This is a genomic window from Streptomyces sp. HPF1205, assembly GCF_020400825.1.
Lineage (GTDB): Bacteria > Actinomycetota > Actinomycetes > Streptomycetales > Streptomycetaceae > Actinacidiphila.
Genome location: NZ_JAINVH010000003.1, coordinates 154,604 through 168,167, shown reverse-complemented (window position 1 = coordinate 168,167; position 13,564 = coordinate 154,604). Strand labels below are relative to the sequence as shown.

11 protein-coding genes are annotated in these 13,564 nt (G+C 70.7%); 5 read left to right on the top strand and 6 right to left on the bottom strand.

The window, feature by feature from the left end; genetic code table 11:
• Nucleotides 1-254: 254 nt before the first annotated feature.
• Both K7G61_RS04795 and K7G61_RS04790 read left to right on the top strand, forming a co-directional pair.
• The gene (locus K7G61_RS04795) at nt 255-851 is read left to right on the top strand and encodes a TetR/AcrR family transcriptional regulator (protein WP_225845323.1); all 597 of its coding nucleotides are present in this window, start codon (nt 255-257) and stop codon (nt 849-851) included.
• 400 nt (nt 852-1,251) lie between these two features.
• The gene (locus K7G61_RS04790) at nt 1,252-3,897 is read left to right on the top strand and encodes a YfhO family protein (RefSeq protein ID WP_225845322.1); all 2,646 of its coding nucleotides are present in this window, start codon (nt 1,252-1,254) and stop codon (nt 3,895-3,897) included.
• Nucleotides 3,898-4,011: 114 nt separating this feature from the next.
• Here K7G61_RS04790 and K7G61_RS04785 read toward each other — a convergent pair whose 3' ends face one another.
• The 5 genes from K7G61_RS04785 to K7G61_RS04765 all read right to left on the bottom strand — a co-directional run bounded on the left by K7G61_RS04785 (nt 4,012) and on the right by K7G61_RS04765 (nt 7,694).
• Complete coding sequence (locus K7G61_RS04785; RefSeq protein WP_225845321.1) at nt 4,012-4,515, bottom strand: methylated-DNA--[protein]-cysteine S-methyltransferase; 504 nt, start codon at nt 4,513-4,515, stop codon at nt 4,012-4,014.
• A gap of 51 nt (nt 4,516-4,566) precedes the next feature.
• Entirely contained in the window at nt 4,567-6,132 is a 1,566-nt protein-coding gene (locus tag K7G61_RS04780) for an AlkA N-terminal domain-containing protein (RefSeq protein WP_225845320.1), read from the bottom strand.
• Between the two features lie 146 nt (nt 6,133-6,278).
• Nucleotides 6,279-6,593, bottom strand: coding sequence for a GNAT family N-acetyltransferase (locus K7G61_RS04775; protein WP_225845319.1), 315 nt, complete (start codon nt 6,591-6,593; stop codon nt 6,279-6,281).
• Nucleotides 6,590-6,799 (bottom strand): DUF2630 family protein, encoded by a 210-nt coding sequence (locus K7G61_RS04770; RefSeq protein ID WP_374204069.1) that lies wholly within the window; start codon nt 6,797-6,799, stop codon nt 6,590-6,592. The genes K7G61_RS04775 and K7G61_RS04770 overlap by 4 nt, the downstream gene beginning before the upstream one ends.
• 40 nt (nt 6,800-6,839) lie before the next feature.
• A complete protein-coding gene (locus tag K7G61_RS04765; protein ID WP_225845566.1) occupies nt 6,840-7,694 on the bottom strand; it encodes a MerR family transcriptional regulator in 855 nt (284 codons plus the stop codon).
• Between the two features lie 214 nt (nt 7,695-7,908).
• Here K7G61_RS04765 and K7G61_RS04760 point away from each other — a divergent pair, with 214 nt between their 5' ends.
• The 3 genes from K7G61_RS04760 to K7G61_RS04750 are packed head-to-tail and all read left to right on the top strand — an operon-like array spanning nt 7,909 to nt 11,365.
• Complete coding sequence (locus K7G61_RS04760; RefSeq protein WP_225845317.1) at nt 7,909-9,414, top strand: NAD(P)/FAD-dependent oxidoreductase; 1,506 nt, start codon at nt 7,909-7,911, stop codon at nt 9,412-9,414.
• Nucleotides 9,411-10,466 (top strand): alpha/beta fold hydrolase, encoded by a 1,056-nt coding sequence (locus tag K7G61_RS04755; protein ID WP_225845316.1) that lies wholly within the window; start codon nt 9,411-9,413, stop codon nt 10,464-10,466. The genes K7G61_RS04760 and K7G61_RS04755 overlap by 4 nt, the downstream gene beginning before the upstream one ends.
• Complete coding sequence (locus K7G61_RS04750; protein ID WP_225845315.1) at nt 10,463-11,365, top strand: SDR family oxidoreductase; 903 nt, start codon at nt 10,463-10,465, stop codon at nt 11,363-11,365. Before K7G61_RS04755 ends, K7G61_RS04750 begins: the two co-directional genes overlap by 4 nt.
• A gap of 190 nt (nt 11,366-11,555) precedes the next feature.
• Here K7G61_RS04750 and K7G61_RS04745 read toward each other — a convergent pair whose 3' ends face one another.
• Nucleotides 11,556-13,226, bottom strand: coding sequence for an FAD-binding dehydrogenase (locus tag K7G61_RS04745; RefSeq protein WP_225845314.1), 1,671 nt, complete (start codon nt 13,224-13,226; stop codon nt 11,556-11,558).
• Nucleotides 13,227-13,564 lie beyond the last annotated feature (338 nt).

The following is a 13,564-nucleotide window of genomic DNA, read 5'->3' as shown; positions in this document are numbered from 1 at the left end:
GACGCTCTGGCCACGGTTCGTCCACGCGCGGGATGGCTGAGATGGCAGACTTACCTGGCGGTCACCGCCAGGTAAGGCGCACCACCAGGGGTCGTGCCGTGGAAGTGATGCGGTCCACTATCGAAACGGTAGCGTTTCGATCGACGGCGAACTACCCTTGCGGGTGTACGACAGCGTTTCGCGGACTGCCGACCAGCACGATCAGCGCCCACGCGATTGGCGCGTACGTGACCAGCAGGAACGGAGGAGAGGGCATGGCGACGCACACGCCCCCCGCGCGCCGTTCGCGCCTGACTCCCGAACGCGAGCAGGAGCTGTACGAGGCAGTGGTCGAGCTGCTGCGCGAGGTCGGCTACGAGGCGCTCACCATGGACGCCGTCGCCGCCCGGACCCGTTCCAGCAAGGCCACCTTGTACCGGCAGTGGAAGGGCAAGCCGGAACTGGTCGCCACCGCGCTGCAGCGGTGCAAGCAGGTCTCGCTCGCCGATATCGACACCGGATCGCTCGCGGGCGACCTGCATGCGCTCATCCGGGCCCATGACGAGAACGACACCAAGCGAGACCAGGAGCTGATGCGCGGGCTGGCGCACGCCGCGTTTCGCAACGAGGACCTCTTCCGTGCCCTGCGCGAGCTGCTCATCGAACCGGAGTTGGAGAGCTTCGGCACCCTGGTGCAGCGGGCGGTGGACCGCGGCGAACTGGCGGCGGACAATCCGGCACGCGAGTTCATCCCGCACCTGCTTTTCGGCGCCGCGCTCGCCCGCCCCATGATCGAGGGGGTCGACCCGGACCCGGAGTACAGCCACCGTTACGTCGACGCGGTGGTCATTCCCGCACTCGGGCTCGCGTAAGGGGCCGGTATTCAGGGGTTTTGTCCCCTGAGCACCACCTGATCAGCGAGGCGCGCCCCATCCTGCTTGCCGCTGTCACCACCGAAGGCAACAGCGGTCGAGGTGGCGTCACGCGGCGGCGGCGCTTCATCCGCCGGCGACGACCGTGACCTCATCCATGGTGCTCAGGATCCCGGAGGACCTTCCACGGCGCCGGGATTCGCCGGGCCGGAGGCGGTACGGCGGCCGCCGGTTCCCCTCACCCCGTTTCTGTTGGGCATCGTTTATCGCGCAGCCAGGTCAATTACCAGCAGGGAACGGCACGTTCACCTCGCGGTCGATCGGCATACACCGTTCCGTATTGAAGATCGGCATAACATCTGGCGACATCACGGGAATCATGTACACCGGGGGAAAACCGATGGCACCGAAAACATTTCCCCCGGGCGCCGTCGCAAGGCTGCGTGCGGCGCTCCTGGCCGCCTGTGTCACCGCGGTCACCTTCTGCGCGGGTGACGCGATCGCGCGGCAGTACCCGTTCGGGTTCCGCACCCGGGACGTCAACGACCTCGGCAACCAGTTCGTCCCCTTTCACGCCCACCTGTGGGACCTGCTGCACGGCAAGGCCGACGGTGGTCTGCTGCTCAACTGGCAGTCCGGCTACGGCACCAGCTTCCTGCCGGACCTCGGCACCTATGTGTCGAGCCCCTTCGCACTCCTTGTGGGGCTCTTCCCGCGCGACCAAATCGACCTCGCCGTATATGTCGTCACCGTCTCGAAGACCGCCGCAGCCGCCGCGGCGATGGCGTGCCTGCTGCTCGCGCTGCGTCCAGGGCGCTGGTGGGCGGCCGGTCTGCTCGGCACGTCGTACGCCCTGTGCGGCTGGACGCTCATGCAGGCTTCGTACAACCCCATGTGGCTCGACGGCCTCATCGCCTTCCCGATGCTGTGCCTGGTGGGCGAGTGGGCCAGACACAGCAGGCGGCCGATCGTCTCTGTCGTCGTCGTCGCTCTGTGCTGGACGGCGAACTTCTACACCGCCTACATGGCCACCATAGGGGCGACACTGGTACTCGTCGCACGATTGATCACGGACAGCGGCTCTGGCGTCGATCTCGGGTCGGCTCTCCGGGACAAGCTCTTCGTGATCGGCCGCGCCGCGATGAGCGTCGTCCTGGGTGTGGGGCTGACCGCGCCCCTGCTGCTCACCATCGTCAAGGGCACCAGTCTCGCCTACCCCGGGCTGGTGAGGAACTTCCAGCCCACGCCCTGGTCGGACATGCTGGTGCGGCTGCTGCCGGGCACCTACGGGTTCTCGACGCCCTCGCTCTACGTGGACACCGCCGCGCTGCTGCTCGCCTTCGTGCTGCCCTTCCACCCAGCTGTGCCGCGCCGCACTCGTACGGTGTGGACGGCCATGGTGCTCGCCGTGGCGGCGTCCTTCCAGTGGAAGCCGACCCACCTGGTGTGGCACGCCTTCGCGACGCCCAACGGAAGCCCGTACCGACAGACCTTCGTCCTCAGCGGGATGCTCGTGATCGCCGCCTGGCTGGCGATCGCGCATGAGCTGCCAAGGCCGCGCCAGGTCGCCTATGGCGCGGGGGTGATGGCCGCCATGGTCGCCACAGCGGCGGTCAGCGCGGACAGGGGGCTGGCCGGACCAGGAGCGTATCCAGGTGTCATTGCCGGCCTGGCCGCCGCCGTGGGCGCATTGCTCCTGTTGCTGCGCGCCGAAAGGCTGCGCCGTACCCTGCCCGCCGCAATAGCGATCGGGGTGCTGCTCGCGACCCAGGGGGGGCAGTCGGCTTTCAGCAACGCGTGGATCGACCGCAAGAGGGTCGCCGCGTTCGACAAGTATCCGGTCTGGGGCCAGCGCCAGACCTGGCAGCGCGACACCATAGAGGCGGCCGACGGCTGGCCGGCGTACCGCACCGACCCAGGGCGCGAGCAGACGGTCGGCAACGATCCCCTGTCTGTCGGCGGACAGGGCGCGCAGTACTACAGCAGCCTCACTCCCGACGTCTGGACGCGCACTCTGTCCTCGCTGGGCGGCGGCTGGACGTCGCGCGGGCGGTCGTTGCAGAGCCTCGACAACCCGGTCACCGACGTCCTGTTCTCGGTCGGTGCGCGTCTTCACTCGCCGCCTGGGCCGAACCGGCGCAACGCCCCCCAGCAGGCCGGTCCGCCGACGGTCACGAGGCAACAGGTACCACCCCTGGTCACCGTTCGCCGGGCGCCGGCCGGGGGCTACGGGACGTCGCCGTACGCGAACCAGGAGATGCTGCTCGGCAGCCGGGTCTACACCATGAGCACCATGCGCATGTGGGACCCGCAAGGACGTCCGATGCGGGCCGACGCGGGCGGCTTCCACATCACGGGGAACCGCGGCGACTGGAAGGGCAGCACGTACCGGCTGGAGTCGTCGTGTCCGGTCGGCAGCGACGTGTACTTCTGGGCGCCGTACGCGATGGTCGATGTCCATCTGGCGGGACAGCAGCCGGTCACCTACATCGGGCGCTGGCCTACGCACCGGGCGCCTATGCAGCGGCTCGGGAAGGCCCCTCGGGGCGGGAAGTTCACCGCCTGGGTGCGGGTGTTCGAGCCCGGGTGGCTCGACCCCGGGGGTGTGGGGTGCCTCGATCGCGGGCGCCTGGCGGCCGCCGAGCGGCGGATCGCGGCCGGCGCCGCCACACAGGTGCACGTCACGGACGACGGGATCAGCGCGCGGCTCCCGGCAGGTTCGCGGGGCTTCGCGGTGATCGCCACGCCCGCGATCACCGGGTGGACGTGCAGGACCGACCACGGCGCCTCGGGCCCCGCGCAGGAGTACCTCGGCCTCCTGGCGGTTCCGCTCGACGGACGCGCGGCCGGTGTCTCGTGCTCCTTCACGCCGCCCGGACTGCACGCCGGGGAGGCGGTCGGCGGGGCATCACTCCTGGGAGTGGCAGCACTGGCGGCCTACGGGTGGTGGCGCACGCGGCGGCGCGAGGCCGGCGGCGCCCCAGGCGCGCCCGTCGAAGGGGGCCCAGCGGTGGCCGAGTTGGCGGCACGGAATCCGGCAGGGTGACTTTCGCGGCTGTGTGTTGACGTCGGGCGCCGCCCGGGACGCGGATGCCGGTCACCCGAGCCGATGCTCAGGGGGCGCGAAGGGTACGGTCCGGCAGCCGTTGGTGCGCCGCGGTCAGCCGAGCATCGGTTGCATCGACGCGCCTTCGAGGGCCAGCAGCCAGCGTTTGCGGTCGAGGCCGCCTCCGTAGCCCGTCATGCTGCCGTTCGCACCGATCACGCGGTGGCAGGGCACGATGATGCCGATCGGGTTCTTCCCGTTGGCCAGCCCCACCGCGCGCGAGGCGCCCGGTCGGCCGATGGCCTCGGCGAGCTCGCCGTAGGAGACGGTCTCGCCGTAGGGGATCTCGCGCAGTGCCGCCCAGACGCGCACTTGGAACGGCGTGCCGTCCATCGCCAGGTCAAGGTCGAAGCCTGTGCGGTCACCGGCGAAGTAGGCGGTGAGTTGCGCGGCGGCTTCCGCGAAGACGGGCATGGCGTCGTCGCGCGGCCCGAAGCGTTCCTGTGCGGGCCGGTGACGCTGATCGGTCATGTAGAGGCCGGAGATCGCGTTGTCGCGTCCCACCAGGGTGAGCAGTCCGCAGGGGCTGTCCACAACCGTGTGGACGGTGGTCGTCATCGTGAAATGCCTTTCAGGTCGGTCGGTTCATGTGGTCACCTGGCAACACGTTCATCGGTCCGTGATCGAAGCCACATGCGGCGGGTGGTCGGACGGTGGCGCGGAGGGAGTGGGAGCCGACGCCAGGGCGCTGGACGTCAAGGAGCCGCCACCCGGCATCACGTTGATCGGATGATCGCCCGTCGCCCACAGGTATTGCGTCGCGTACGCCCGCCACGGCTGCCAGGTGCTCGCGTACCGGGTCAGGGCGGCGGGCGTGGCAGGCAGCCCCAGGGAGCGGGCCGCATAACGTACGCCGAGGTCGGTGGGCAGGAAGGCGTCCGGGTCGCCGAGCGCTCGCATGGCGATCGTCTCGACCGTCCAGGGGCCGAAGCCCGGTAGGGCGGCGAGGCGCGCCCTGGCCTGCTGCCAGTCGCTGCCCACGTCCAGGTCGAGGTCGCCTGCGGCCAAGGCGTTCACCAGTCCGGCCAGTGTGGTCCGGCGGCTTTGCGGCATGGCCAGCGCGGAGGGGTCGTGGCCGGCGAGGCCTTCCGGCGAGGGGAAGAGGTGGGTGAGGCCGCCGACCGGGTCGGCGACGGGCTCGCCGTGGGCACGTACAAGGCGCCCGGCGTGTGTGCGGGAAGCCGCCGTCGAGATCTGCTGGCCGAGCACGGCGCGGACCGCGAATTCCGGGCCGTCCGCGACCCGCGGAACCCGGCGGCCCGGCGCCTTTGCGACGAGCGGGGCGAGCACCGGGTCCGCGGACAGCAGCGCGTTCACGGCGGCCGGATCGGCATCCAGGTCGAGCATGCGCCGGCAGCGGCTGATCGCCTGGGTCAGATCGCGCCAGTCGGTCAGCCACAGCCGGCAGGCGATGTGGTCGGGATGGGGGCTCAGCGCGACGATGCCGGTGCCGTGCGGCAGTCGCAGGGTGCGCCGGTACGCGCCCTCGTACCACTCCTCCACGCCGGGCACGGCGGTCGCCACAAGGTGTCCGAAGAGGTTGTCGGGGGTGAGAGGGCGCCGGAACGGCAGCCGTAGTGCGAGGGTGCCGCTGGCGGCCGACGGGCGGCCTTTCGCGACCCGTTCGCGTAGTTCGCCGGGGGAGAGGGCGAAGACGTCTCGGACGGTGTCGTTGAAGGTCCGGATGCTGGCGAAACCGGCTGCGAAGGCGACCTCGCTCATCGGCATGGTGGTGGTCTCGATCAGCAGCCGGGCGGTCTGCGCGCGCTGGGCCCTGGCCAGGGCGAGCGGGCCCGCGCCGAGCTCGGCGAGCAGCTGCCGTTCGATCTGGCGGGCGCTGTAGCCGAGGCGGGCGGCCAGGCCGGGCACGCCGGCGCGGTCCACCACGCCGTCGGCGATCAGCCGCATCGCCCGGGCGACGAGGTCGGCGCGTTCGTTCCACCGCGGAGAGCCCGGAGCGGCGTCGGGACGGCACCGTTTGCAGGCCCGGAAGCCGGCCTGCTGCGCCGCCGCCGCGCTCGGGTAGAAGGTCATGTTCTCGGCCTTCGGCGGCACGACGGGGCAGCTGGGACGGCAATAGATGCGGGTGGTGAGCACCGCGGTGAAGAACCATCCGTCGAAACGGGCGTCCTTGGATCGCACGGCGCGTACGCAGGCCTCGAAGTCCGTATGCACCCCACCAGCATCGCCCACGTCACGCGGGCGGTCTGGCGGGAATCCGACATGGCCCTCGGGCAGGTCTCCGGCAGGTCCTCGGACGGGCGGCCGGGCCCGGCTCTACGCCGGAACCCGCCGCGTTCCGTCGCCCGCCGCCAGGGCTGTCAGTCGGTGACCTGGCTGACCGGTTCGTACTCCAGATCCTGGTACTCGGGGTGCTTGGCGATCCAGCCCTTGATGAAGGGGCAGATCGCGAGCACACGCACTCCCTGGGCGCGGGCGTCGTCCAAGGCCGCGCGGGCCAGCGCGGAGCCTATGCCGCGGCCCTCATAGGCGTCGTCGACCTCGGTGTGCACGAAGGCGATCAGCTTGGGGGTGCGGATGTACGACGCCATACCGGCCACTTCCTCGCCGACGCGGGCCTCGTAGCGGTGGTCGTGGGGGACATCGGTGACGGCGACTTCTCGTGCGGTGCTCATGAGCGGTAGCCCTCGACGGTGGAGGAGGGGCGCACACGGGCGGCGCCCGGGTCCTCACCGGCCTCGGTCAGAGCGCGGCGCTGGCGGAGCAGGTCCCAGCACTGGTCGAGTTCCTGTTCCAGGGCGATGAGCCGCTCGCGCTCGGTCTCGCCGTCGATGTCGCCGTGCGCGAGCAGTTCGCGCAGGGACTTCTCGTCGGCGACCATCCTGCTGATGCGACCCAGTATGGCGTGTTCGGCGCTGGCGTCATTCGGTTGTTGCACGGGTGCCTCCCCAATCGGATTCCACGGCTCCACTCTCGCAGGTCGCGCCGCGTGGCGCGCGGCATGGGGCCGACGCCTCGCCGACCTCCCGGTCCGCTCCTACGGCGCCGTCGGCGGCCGCCCCCGTCGCGGCCCGCGGTCGCAGCCAGATGTCGGTCTCCGCCCGCATCCTGCGGTCCATGGCGAGCGACATCTCGGCGTCCACGATGTTCTTGGCCAAGGGGCGGAGGCGGTCCAGGGTTTCGGCCGCGGGATGGTCCTCGCCGGACAGCGGTCCTTGGTGCGGTACGAGGACGTGTTCCTTGATCACCTGAGTGAAGACCTCGGCCATGGCGTCGACGTGGTCGCGTACCGCCCGGCCGGCGTCGAGGACCGCAGACAGCGGAATTCCCTCGCGCACCAAGGCGGCGGAGGCCTCCAGGAGGCGGCGGCTGATGTGGACGACGTCCTCGCCGTCGACCACGATGTAGCCGATGTCCAAGGCCGCGGTCAGGTTCTCGGCACTCACCTCTTCGCCGAAGTAATCGGCGAGCTCCTGGGGGGTGAGCCTTACCGGCGTCTCGTCGGACCACGGAGAGGTAAGGGCGCCCTCCAGGCCGAGGAGTTCGGCGACGCCGTCCAGGGTGCGGCCGTTCTCCCAGGCGCCTATGAGCTCGGCGATGCCACCCAGGGTGTGGCCGCGGTCCAGGAGCGCGGTGATGGTGCGCAGGCGGGCAAGGTGGTCGTCGGAGTACCAGGCGATACGGCCGTCGCGGCGAGGTGGCGGCAGTAGGCGGCGTTCCCGGTAGAAGCGCAGGGTCCTTACGGGGATACCGGCCGCCTCGGCCAGCTCCTCCATGCGGTACTCGCGCCCTGGGGTGCCGTTGTCGTCCACGACGTCAGCCTATGCGGTGGGACCCGCGGTGCCGGAAGGCACGGCAGCGGGCCGCTGCGGCGGGCGGTCTACTGGTCGGTAATTATTCCACCCACCCCCTACCGCAGGTAACCCGTGTGCCCTAGAGTCCGACTGTGCCAGTGATTGCTGGCGCGATTCGCATCCAGAAGGCGGTGTCATGGACGACGACCTCGAACACGTACGGGTGGCGGTGATCGGCTCCGGGTTCGGCGGTCTGGGGGCCGCCGTAAGGCTGCGACGGGAGGGGATCACCGATTTCGTGGTCCTGGAGCGCGCCGACGCCGTCGGCGGCACATGGCGCGACAACAGCTACCCGGGGTGCGCCTGCGACGTGCCTTCGCACCTGTACTCGTTCTCCTTCGCGCCCAACCCGGAATGGCCGCGCGCCTTCTCCGGCCAGGAGCACATCCGCAGCTACCTCGAACGGGTGACTGACACCTTCGGGCTGCGGCCGCATCTGCGGTTCGGCGCGGAGGTGAAGGAGGCGCGCTGGAACGCCGAGGCGCGGCAATGGCGCCTGAGCACCACGGCCGGCGACCTGGCGGCGGATGTCGTGGTCTCGGCGACAGGGCCGCTGTCCGACCCGAAGATCCCCGACATCCCGGGGTTGGAGTCCTTCCCCGGGAAGGTGTTCCACTCCGCGCGCTGGGACCACGGCTACGACCTGCGCGGCAAGCGGGTGGCGATGGTCGGCACCGGTGCCTCGGCGATTCAGATCGTGCCGTCGATCCAGCCGGAGGTGGACCGGCTCACCGTCATCCAGCGCACGCCGCCTTGGGTGATGCCGCGGATGGACCGTCCGATCGGCGCCGCCGAGCGGTGGCTGCACGCCAAAGTGCCCGCGACGGCGCGGGCGCGGCGGGGGCTGCTGTGGCTGATCAGGGAGTTCCAGGTCGGTGCCTTCGTACGGCAGCCGAAGCTGATGAAGGCGGCGGAGCGGATTGCCCGCAATCACCTGCGACGCTCGATCCCGGATCCGGAACTGCGGGCACGGCTGACTCCCGACTACGTCATCGGCTGCAAACGCATCCTGCTGTCGAACACGTACTATCCGGCGCTCACCCGCCCGAACACGGAAGTCGTCACCTCGGCGCTGACCGAGGTGCGAGGTTCGTCGGTGGTGACGGGTGACGGCACCGAACGGGAGGTCGACGCGATCATCTTCGGAACCGGCTTCCACGTCACCGACATGCCCATCGGCGACCGCGTGTTCGGCGTCGACGGGCGCAGCCTCAGCGAGCACTGGAGCGACGGCATGGCCGCACTGCGCGGCTGCGCGGTCGACGGCTTCCCGAACCTTCTGTTCATCATCGGACCCAACACGGGCCTGGGGAACAGCTCGATGATCCTGATGATCGAATCGTCCCTCAATTACATGGCCGATTATCTGCGCACGCTGGAACGCACCGGTGCCGCCGCCCTGGACGCCAAGGCGGAGGCCGTCGCGGCCTGGAACGCGGAGATGCAGCGGCGGGCGTCGCGGACGGTGTGGAACACAGGAGGCTGCCAGAGCTGGTACCTCGACGCGAACGGCCGCAACACCACCGCCTGGCCGGGGACCACCGCGGAGTTCCGGAGGGCGACCCGGCAGGTGAAGCTGTCGGAGTACGACGTGCTCGTGCCGGCCGGCGACCTCGCCCGTGCCCCGGAGGCGGTCGCATGAGCTCGCAGTACGAAAGGGTCCCGGCACGCCGTGAGTTGACGGTGGTCTCCGCGGACGGCACCCGGATACATGTCGAGGAGTACGGGCGGCCCGACGGTCCGACCGTCGTACTGTCGCATGGGTGGACGTGCTCCATTCTGTTCTGGGCGCCGGTCGTCCGCGCACTTGCCGCCGATCACCGGGTGATCGCGTACGACCAGCGCGGTCACGGTCGCAGCGGCTCGCCGGCCACCCGCAAGGGTTATGGCACCGGCCTCCTGGCCGATGACCTGGAGGCCGTACTGAAGGCGACCGTTCCCGACGGTCAACATGCGGTGCTCGCGGGTCACTCCATGGGCGGTATGACGATCATGGCGGCGTCCGGGCGGGCGTCAGTCCGCAATCGCACCGCCGCGGTACTCCTGGCCAGCACCGGCAGCGGTCGCCTGCTCGGCTCGACCCAGGTGCTGCCGCCGCGGTTCAGCTCACGACGGTTGCGGCGATTCCTCCACCGTCAACTCCTCGTATCGCGCCTGCCACTCGGACCGGTGACACCGCTGTCGAAGGCCGCACTGAAGTACGGGGTCCTGGCCAAGGGTGCGTCACCCGAACAGGTGGCTTTCACCGCGCGTATCGTGCACGCCTGCCGGGCGAGCCGGCGTTCCGCGTGGGGCAGGGTGCTCGCCGTGCTGGACCTGGACGCCGAACTCGCCGCACTCGTGGCACCCACCGCGGTCCTCGTCGGCACCGCCGACAAACTCACTCCCAAGAAGCACGCCTACGAGATGGTTGACGCCCTTCCCAACTGCCTCGGTCTGCACGAGCTGCCGGGCCTCGGCCACATGACACCCATAGAGGACGCACCGGCGGTGACCGCCGTCATACGGCAACTGGTCGCAGACCACCTGACCGTGCGTGAGGAAGGGCTGCGCATGCCGGCCCAGCGGACGCAGGATCGTTCCTCCACGAAGGCCGAGCACACCGCCGCCACCACCGGCATCACTGGTGCGGGCGACGTCAACATGACGGACGCGACGGTCACCCGCGCCACCGGAGAGGAGAAGAGCGCATGAGCGGATCATCGCTGGACGGTCAGGTCGTCGTCGTCACCGGTGCGGCCCGCGGTGTGGGCGCGCTGCTTGCCCGTAAACTCGCCGCGCGCGGAGCCCGGCTGGCGCTGGTCGGTCTGGAACCCGATGAGATGAAGAGCGTCGCGGGTTCACTCGGCACCGAGGCGGTCACCTGGACGGCTGACGTGACCGACAGGGAGGCGATGGCACGCGTCGCCGAAGAGGTGAGCGCGCACTTCGGCCGGGTCGACACTGTGGTGGCCAACGCAGGGGTGGCCACCGGGGGGCCGTTCCTCGATTCCGATCCCGTCGCCTTCGATCGGGTGATCCAGGTCAACCTGCTGGGCAGCGTCTCCACCGCGAGGGCGTTCCTGCCCGCCCTGATGGCCTCACGCGGCTACCTGCTGCAGATCGCGTCCTTGGCCGCGATCACCCCCGCGCCCCTGATGGCCGCCTATTGTGCGAGCAAGTCGGGTGTGGAGGCGTTCGCGCACAGTCTGCGGGCGGAGGTCGGCCACAAGGGCGTCAGGGTGGGCGTGGCGTACCTGAGTTGGACGGATACCGACATGGTGCGGGGCGCCGACGAGGACGAGGCGCTGCGGGCGATGCGGGGACGGCTGCCGTGGCCGGCCAACCGCACGTACCCGCTGGATCCGGCCGTGGAGCGGCTGGTGAGCGGGATCGTACGACGATCGCCTCACGTGTACGCGCAGTGGTGGTTGCGCGGAATGCAACCGATACGCGGCTACCTGCCGTCGCTGCTCGGCGGAGCGCTCGCACGACGCGAGATGCGGCGAGCGGAACCGGCTCTGGCGCGGGGCGCGGGAGTGCGGCGGGGACTCGTGGGCCGCGGCGGGGCAGCGGACGAGACGGCACGCGCGTCCTCTGCTCACACAACGTGACGACACCGTGACGACACCGGGCCGCTGACCCGGAACTATGGCCCCGGCGTGCGCCGTTGACGCTCCCGCAGCGGCACTCTGCGAGAGCGCCGCGGGAGCGCCTCCCGCGGCGCCCGCCCTTCGGCTGCCCGAAGGGCGGGTGCCGCACACTCCCGGAACCTCCGCCGCCGCAACCAGTGACGCGGGCGCCTCAACCCGTGGCCCGGGCCGCCGCCCGCCCCGCCGTACGCCCGGAGAACAGGCAGCCGCCCAGGAAGGTGCCCTCCAGCGACCGGTAGCCGTGCATCCCGCCGCCGCCGAAGCCGGCCGCCTCACCCGCCGCGTAGAGGCCCGGCAGCGGTTCTCCGCGCTCGGCTGCGCCCGGCGGGACCGGGCGCAGCACACGCCCCTCCAGATCCGTCTCCAGACCACCCAGCGACTTGCGGGTGAGGATGTTCAGCCGGACCGCGATCAGCGGTCCGGCCTTCGGATCCAGCAGGCGGTGCGGCGGGGCGGTCCTGATCAGCTTGTCGCCGAGGTAGTTGCGCGCTCCCCGTATCGCCGTGATCTGCAGGTCCTTGGTGTACGGGTTGGCTGTCTCGCGGTCGCGCGCCTCGATCTCGCCGCGCAGCGCGTCCTCCTCGATCAGCCCCTCGCCGGTCAGGGCGTTCATGCCGCGGACCAGCGCCCCCAGTTCGCGTTCGACGACGAAGTCCGCGCCGCTGCGCTTGAACGCCTCCACGGGCCCCGGCGCGCCCGGCAGGACACGTTTGAGGACCTCCCGCACACTCTTTCCGGTGAGGTCCGGGTTCTGCTCGGAGCCCGACAGCGCGAACTCCTTCTCGATGATCCGCTGGGTGAGGACGAACCAGGTGTACTCGTGCCCGGTGGACATGATGTGCTCCAGCGTGCCGAGCGTGTCGAAGCCGGGGAAGTACGGGACCGGAAGGCGCCTGCCCGTCGCGTCCAGCCACAGCGAGGAGGGGCCGGGCAGGATGCGGATGCCGTGCCTGGCCCAGATGGGGTCCCAGTTTTCGATGCCCTCGGTGTAGTGCCACATGCGGTCGCCGTTGACCAGGCTGGCGCCCGCCTTGCCGGCCACCCCCAGCATCAGGCCGTCCACGTGCGCCGGCACCCCGGACAACAGCTTCTTCGGGGGAGTGCCGAGCCTGTCCGGCCAGGCCGCACGTACCAGGTCGTGGTTGCCGCCTATGCCGCCGGAGGTGACGACCACCGCCTGGGCGCCGAGGGTGAATTCGCCGGTCTTGTCGCGGGAGCTGGCCTGCCCGCGGGACACGCCGCTGGGCGCCAGGATCTCGCCGGACACGCCGTCGACGCGCCCGTTGGTGGTGGTCAGCGCGGTGACGCGGTGCCGGAAGCGCATCTCGACGAGGCCGCGCGCGGCGGCCTCGCGCACCCTGCGTTCGAACGGCGCGACCACACCCGGTCCCGTGCCCCAGGTGATGTGGAAGCGCGGCACGGAGTTGCCCGGGCCGGTGGCCAGGAACCCGCCGCGTTCGGCCCAGCCGACCACCGGGAACAAGCGCACCCCGTGCGCCCGCAGCCAGGAGCGCTTCTCGCCCGCGGCGAAGTCCACGTAGGCCTCCGCCCAGCGCCTGGGCCAGTGGTCCTCGGGGCGGTCGAAGCCCGCCGTGCCCCTCCAGTCCTGGAGCGCCAGCTCGGCGCTGTCCTTGATCCGCATCCGCCGCTGTTCCGGGGAGTCCACCAGGAACAGGCCGCCGAAGGACCAGAACGCCTGTCCGCCCAGCGACGCCTCCGGTTCCTGGTCGACCAGGATCACCTTCCGCCCCGCCTCGGCCAGTTCGGCGGTCGCCACCAGTCCGGCCAGCCCCGCTCCCACCACCACGACGTCCGCGTCCATACCTACTCTCCGGTCAACTCGTCGGTAGCCGCATCGGACGGCCACGTTACGCGCCCCCGCGCCGCAGGTCAGCGCCCCGGGCGCGGCCGGTGCTCAGGGCGGCGGCCGAACCGCGGTCCAGGCCGTCGTCCGGAGGCCGGGGGCCGTCGACGCGGCCATGGAGTCGGTCGCCGCCGTCCGCGGCTTCAAGGGGGCACGGTGCGAGCGCCCCGGCGGGCGAGTCCGCGACCTGTACGGCGGACAGGGGAAGCCGGCTGACGGAGCCTCATCAAAGCCCGTGCTGTTTCAAGCATTGACAGGGTGCGACTGGCTCCGCACTATGGGAGCGCTCCCACGTT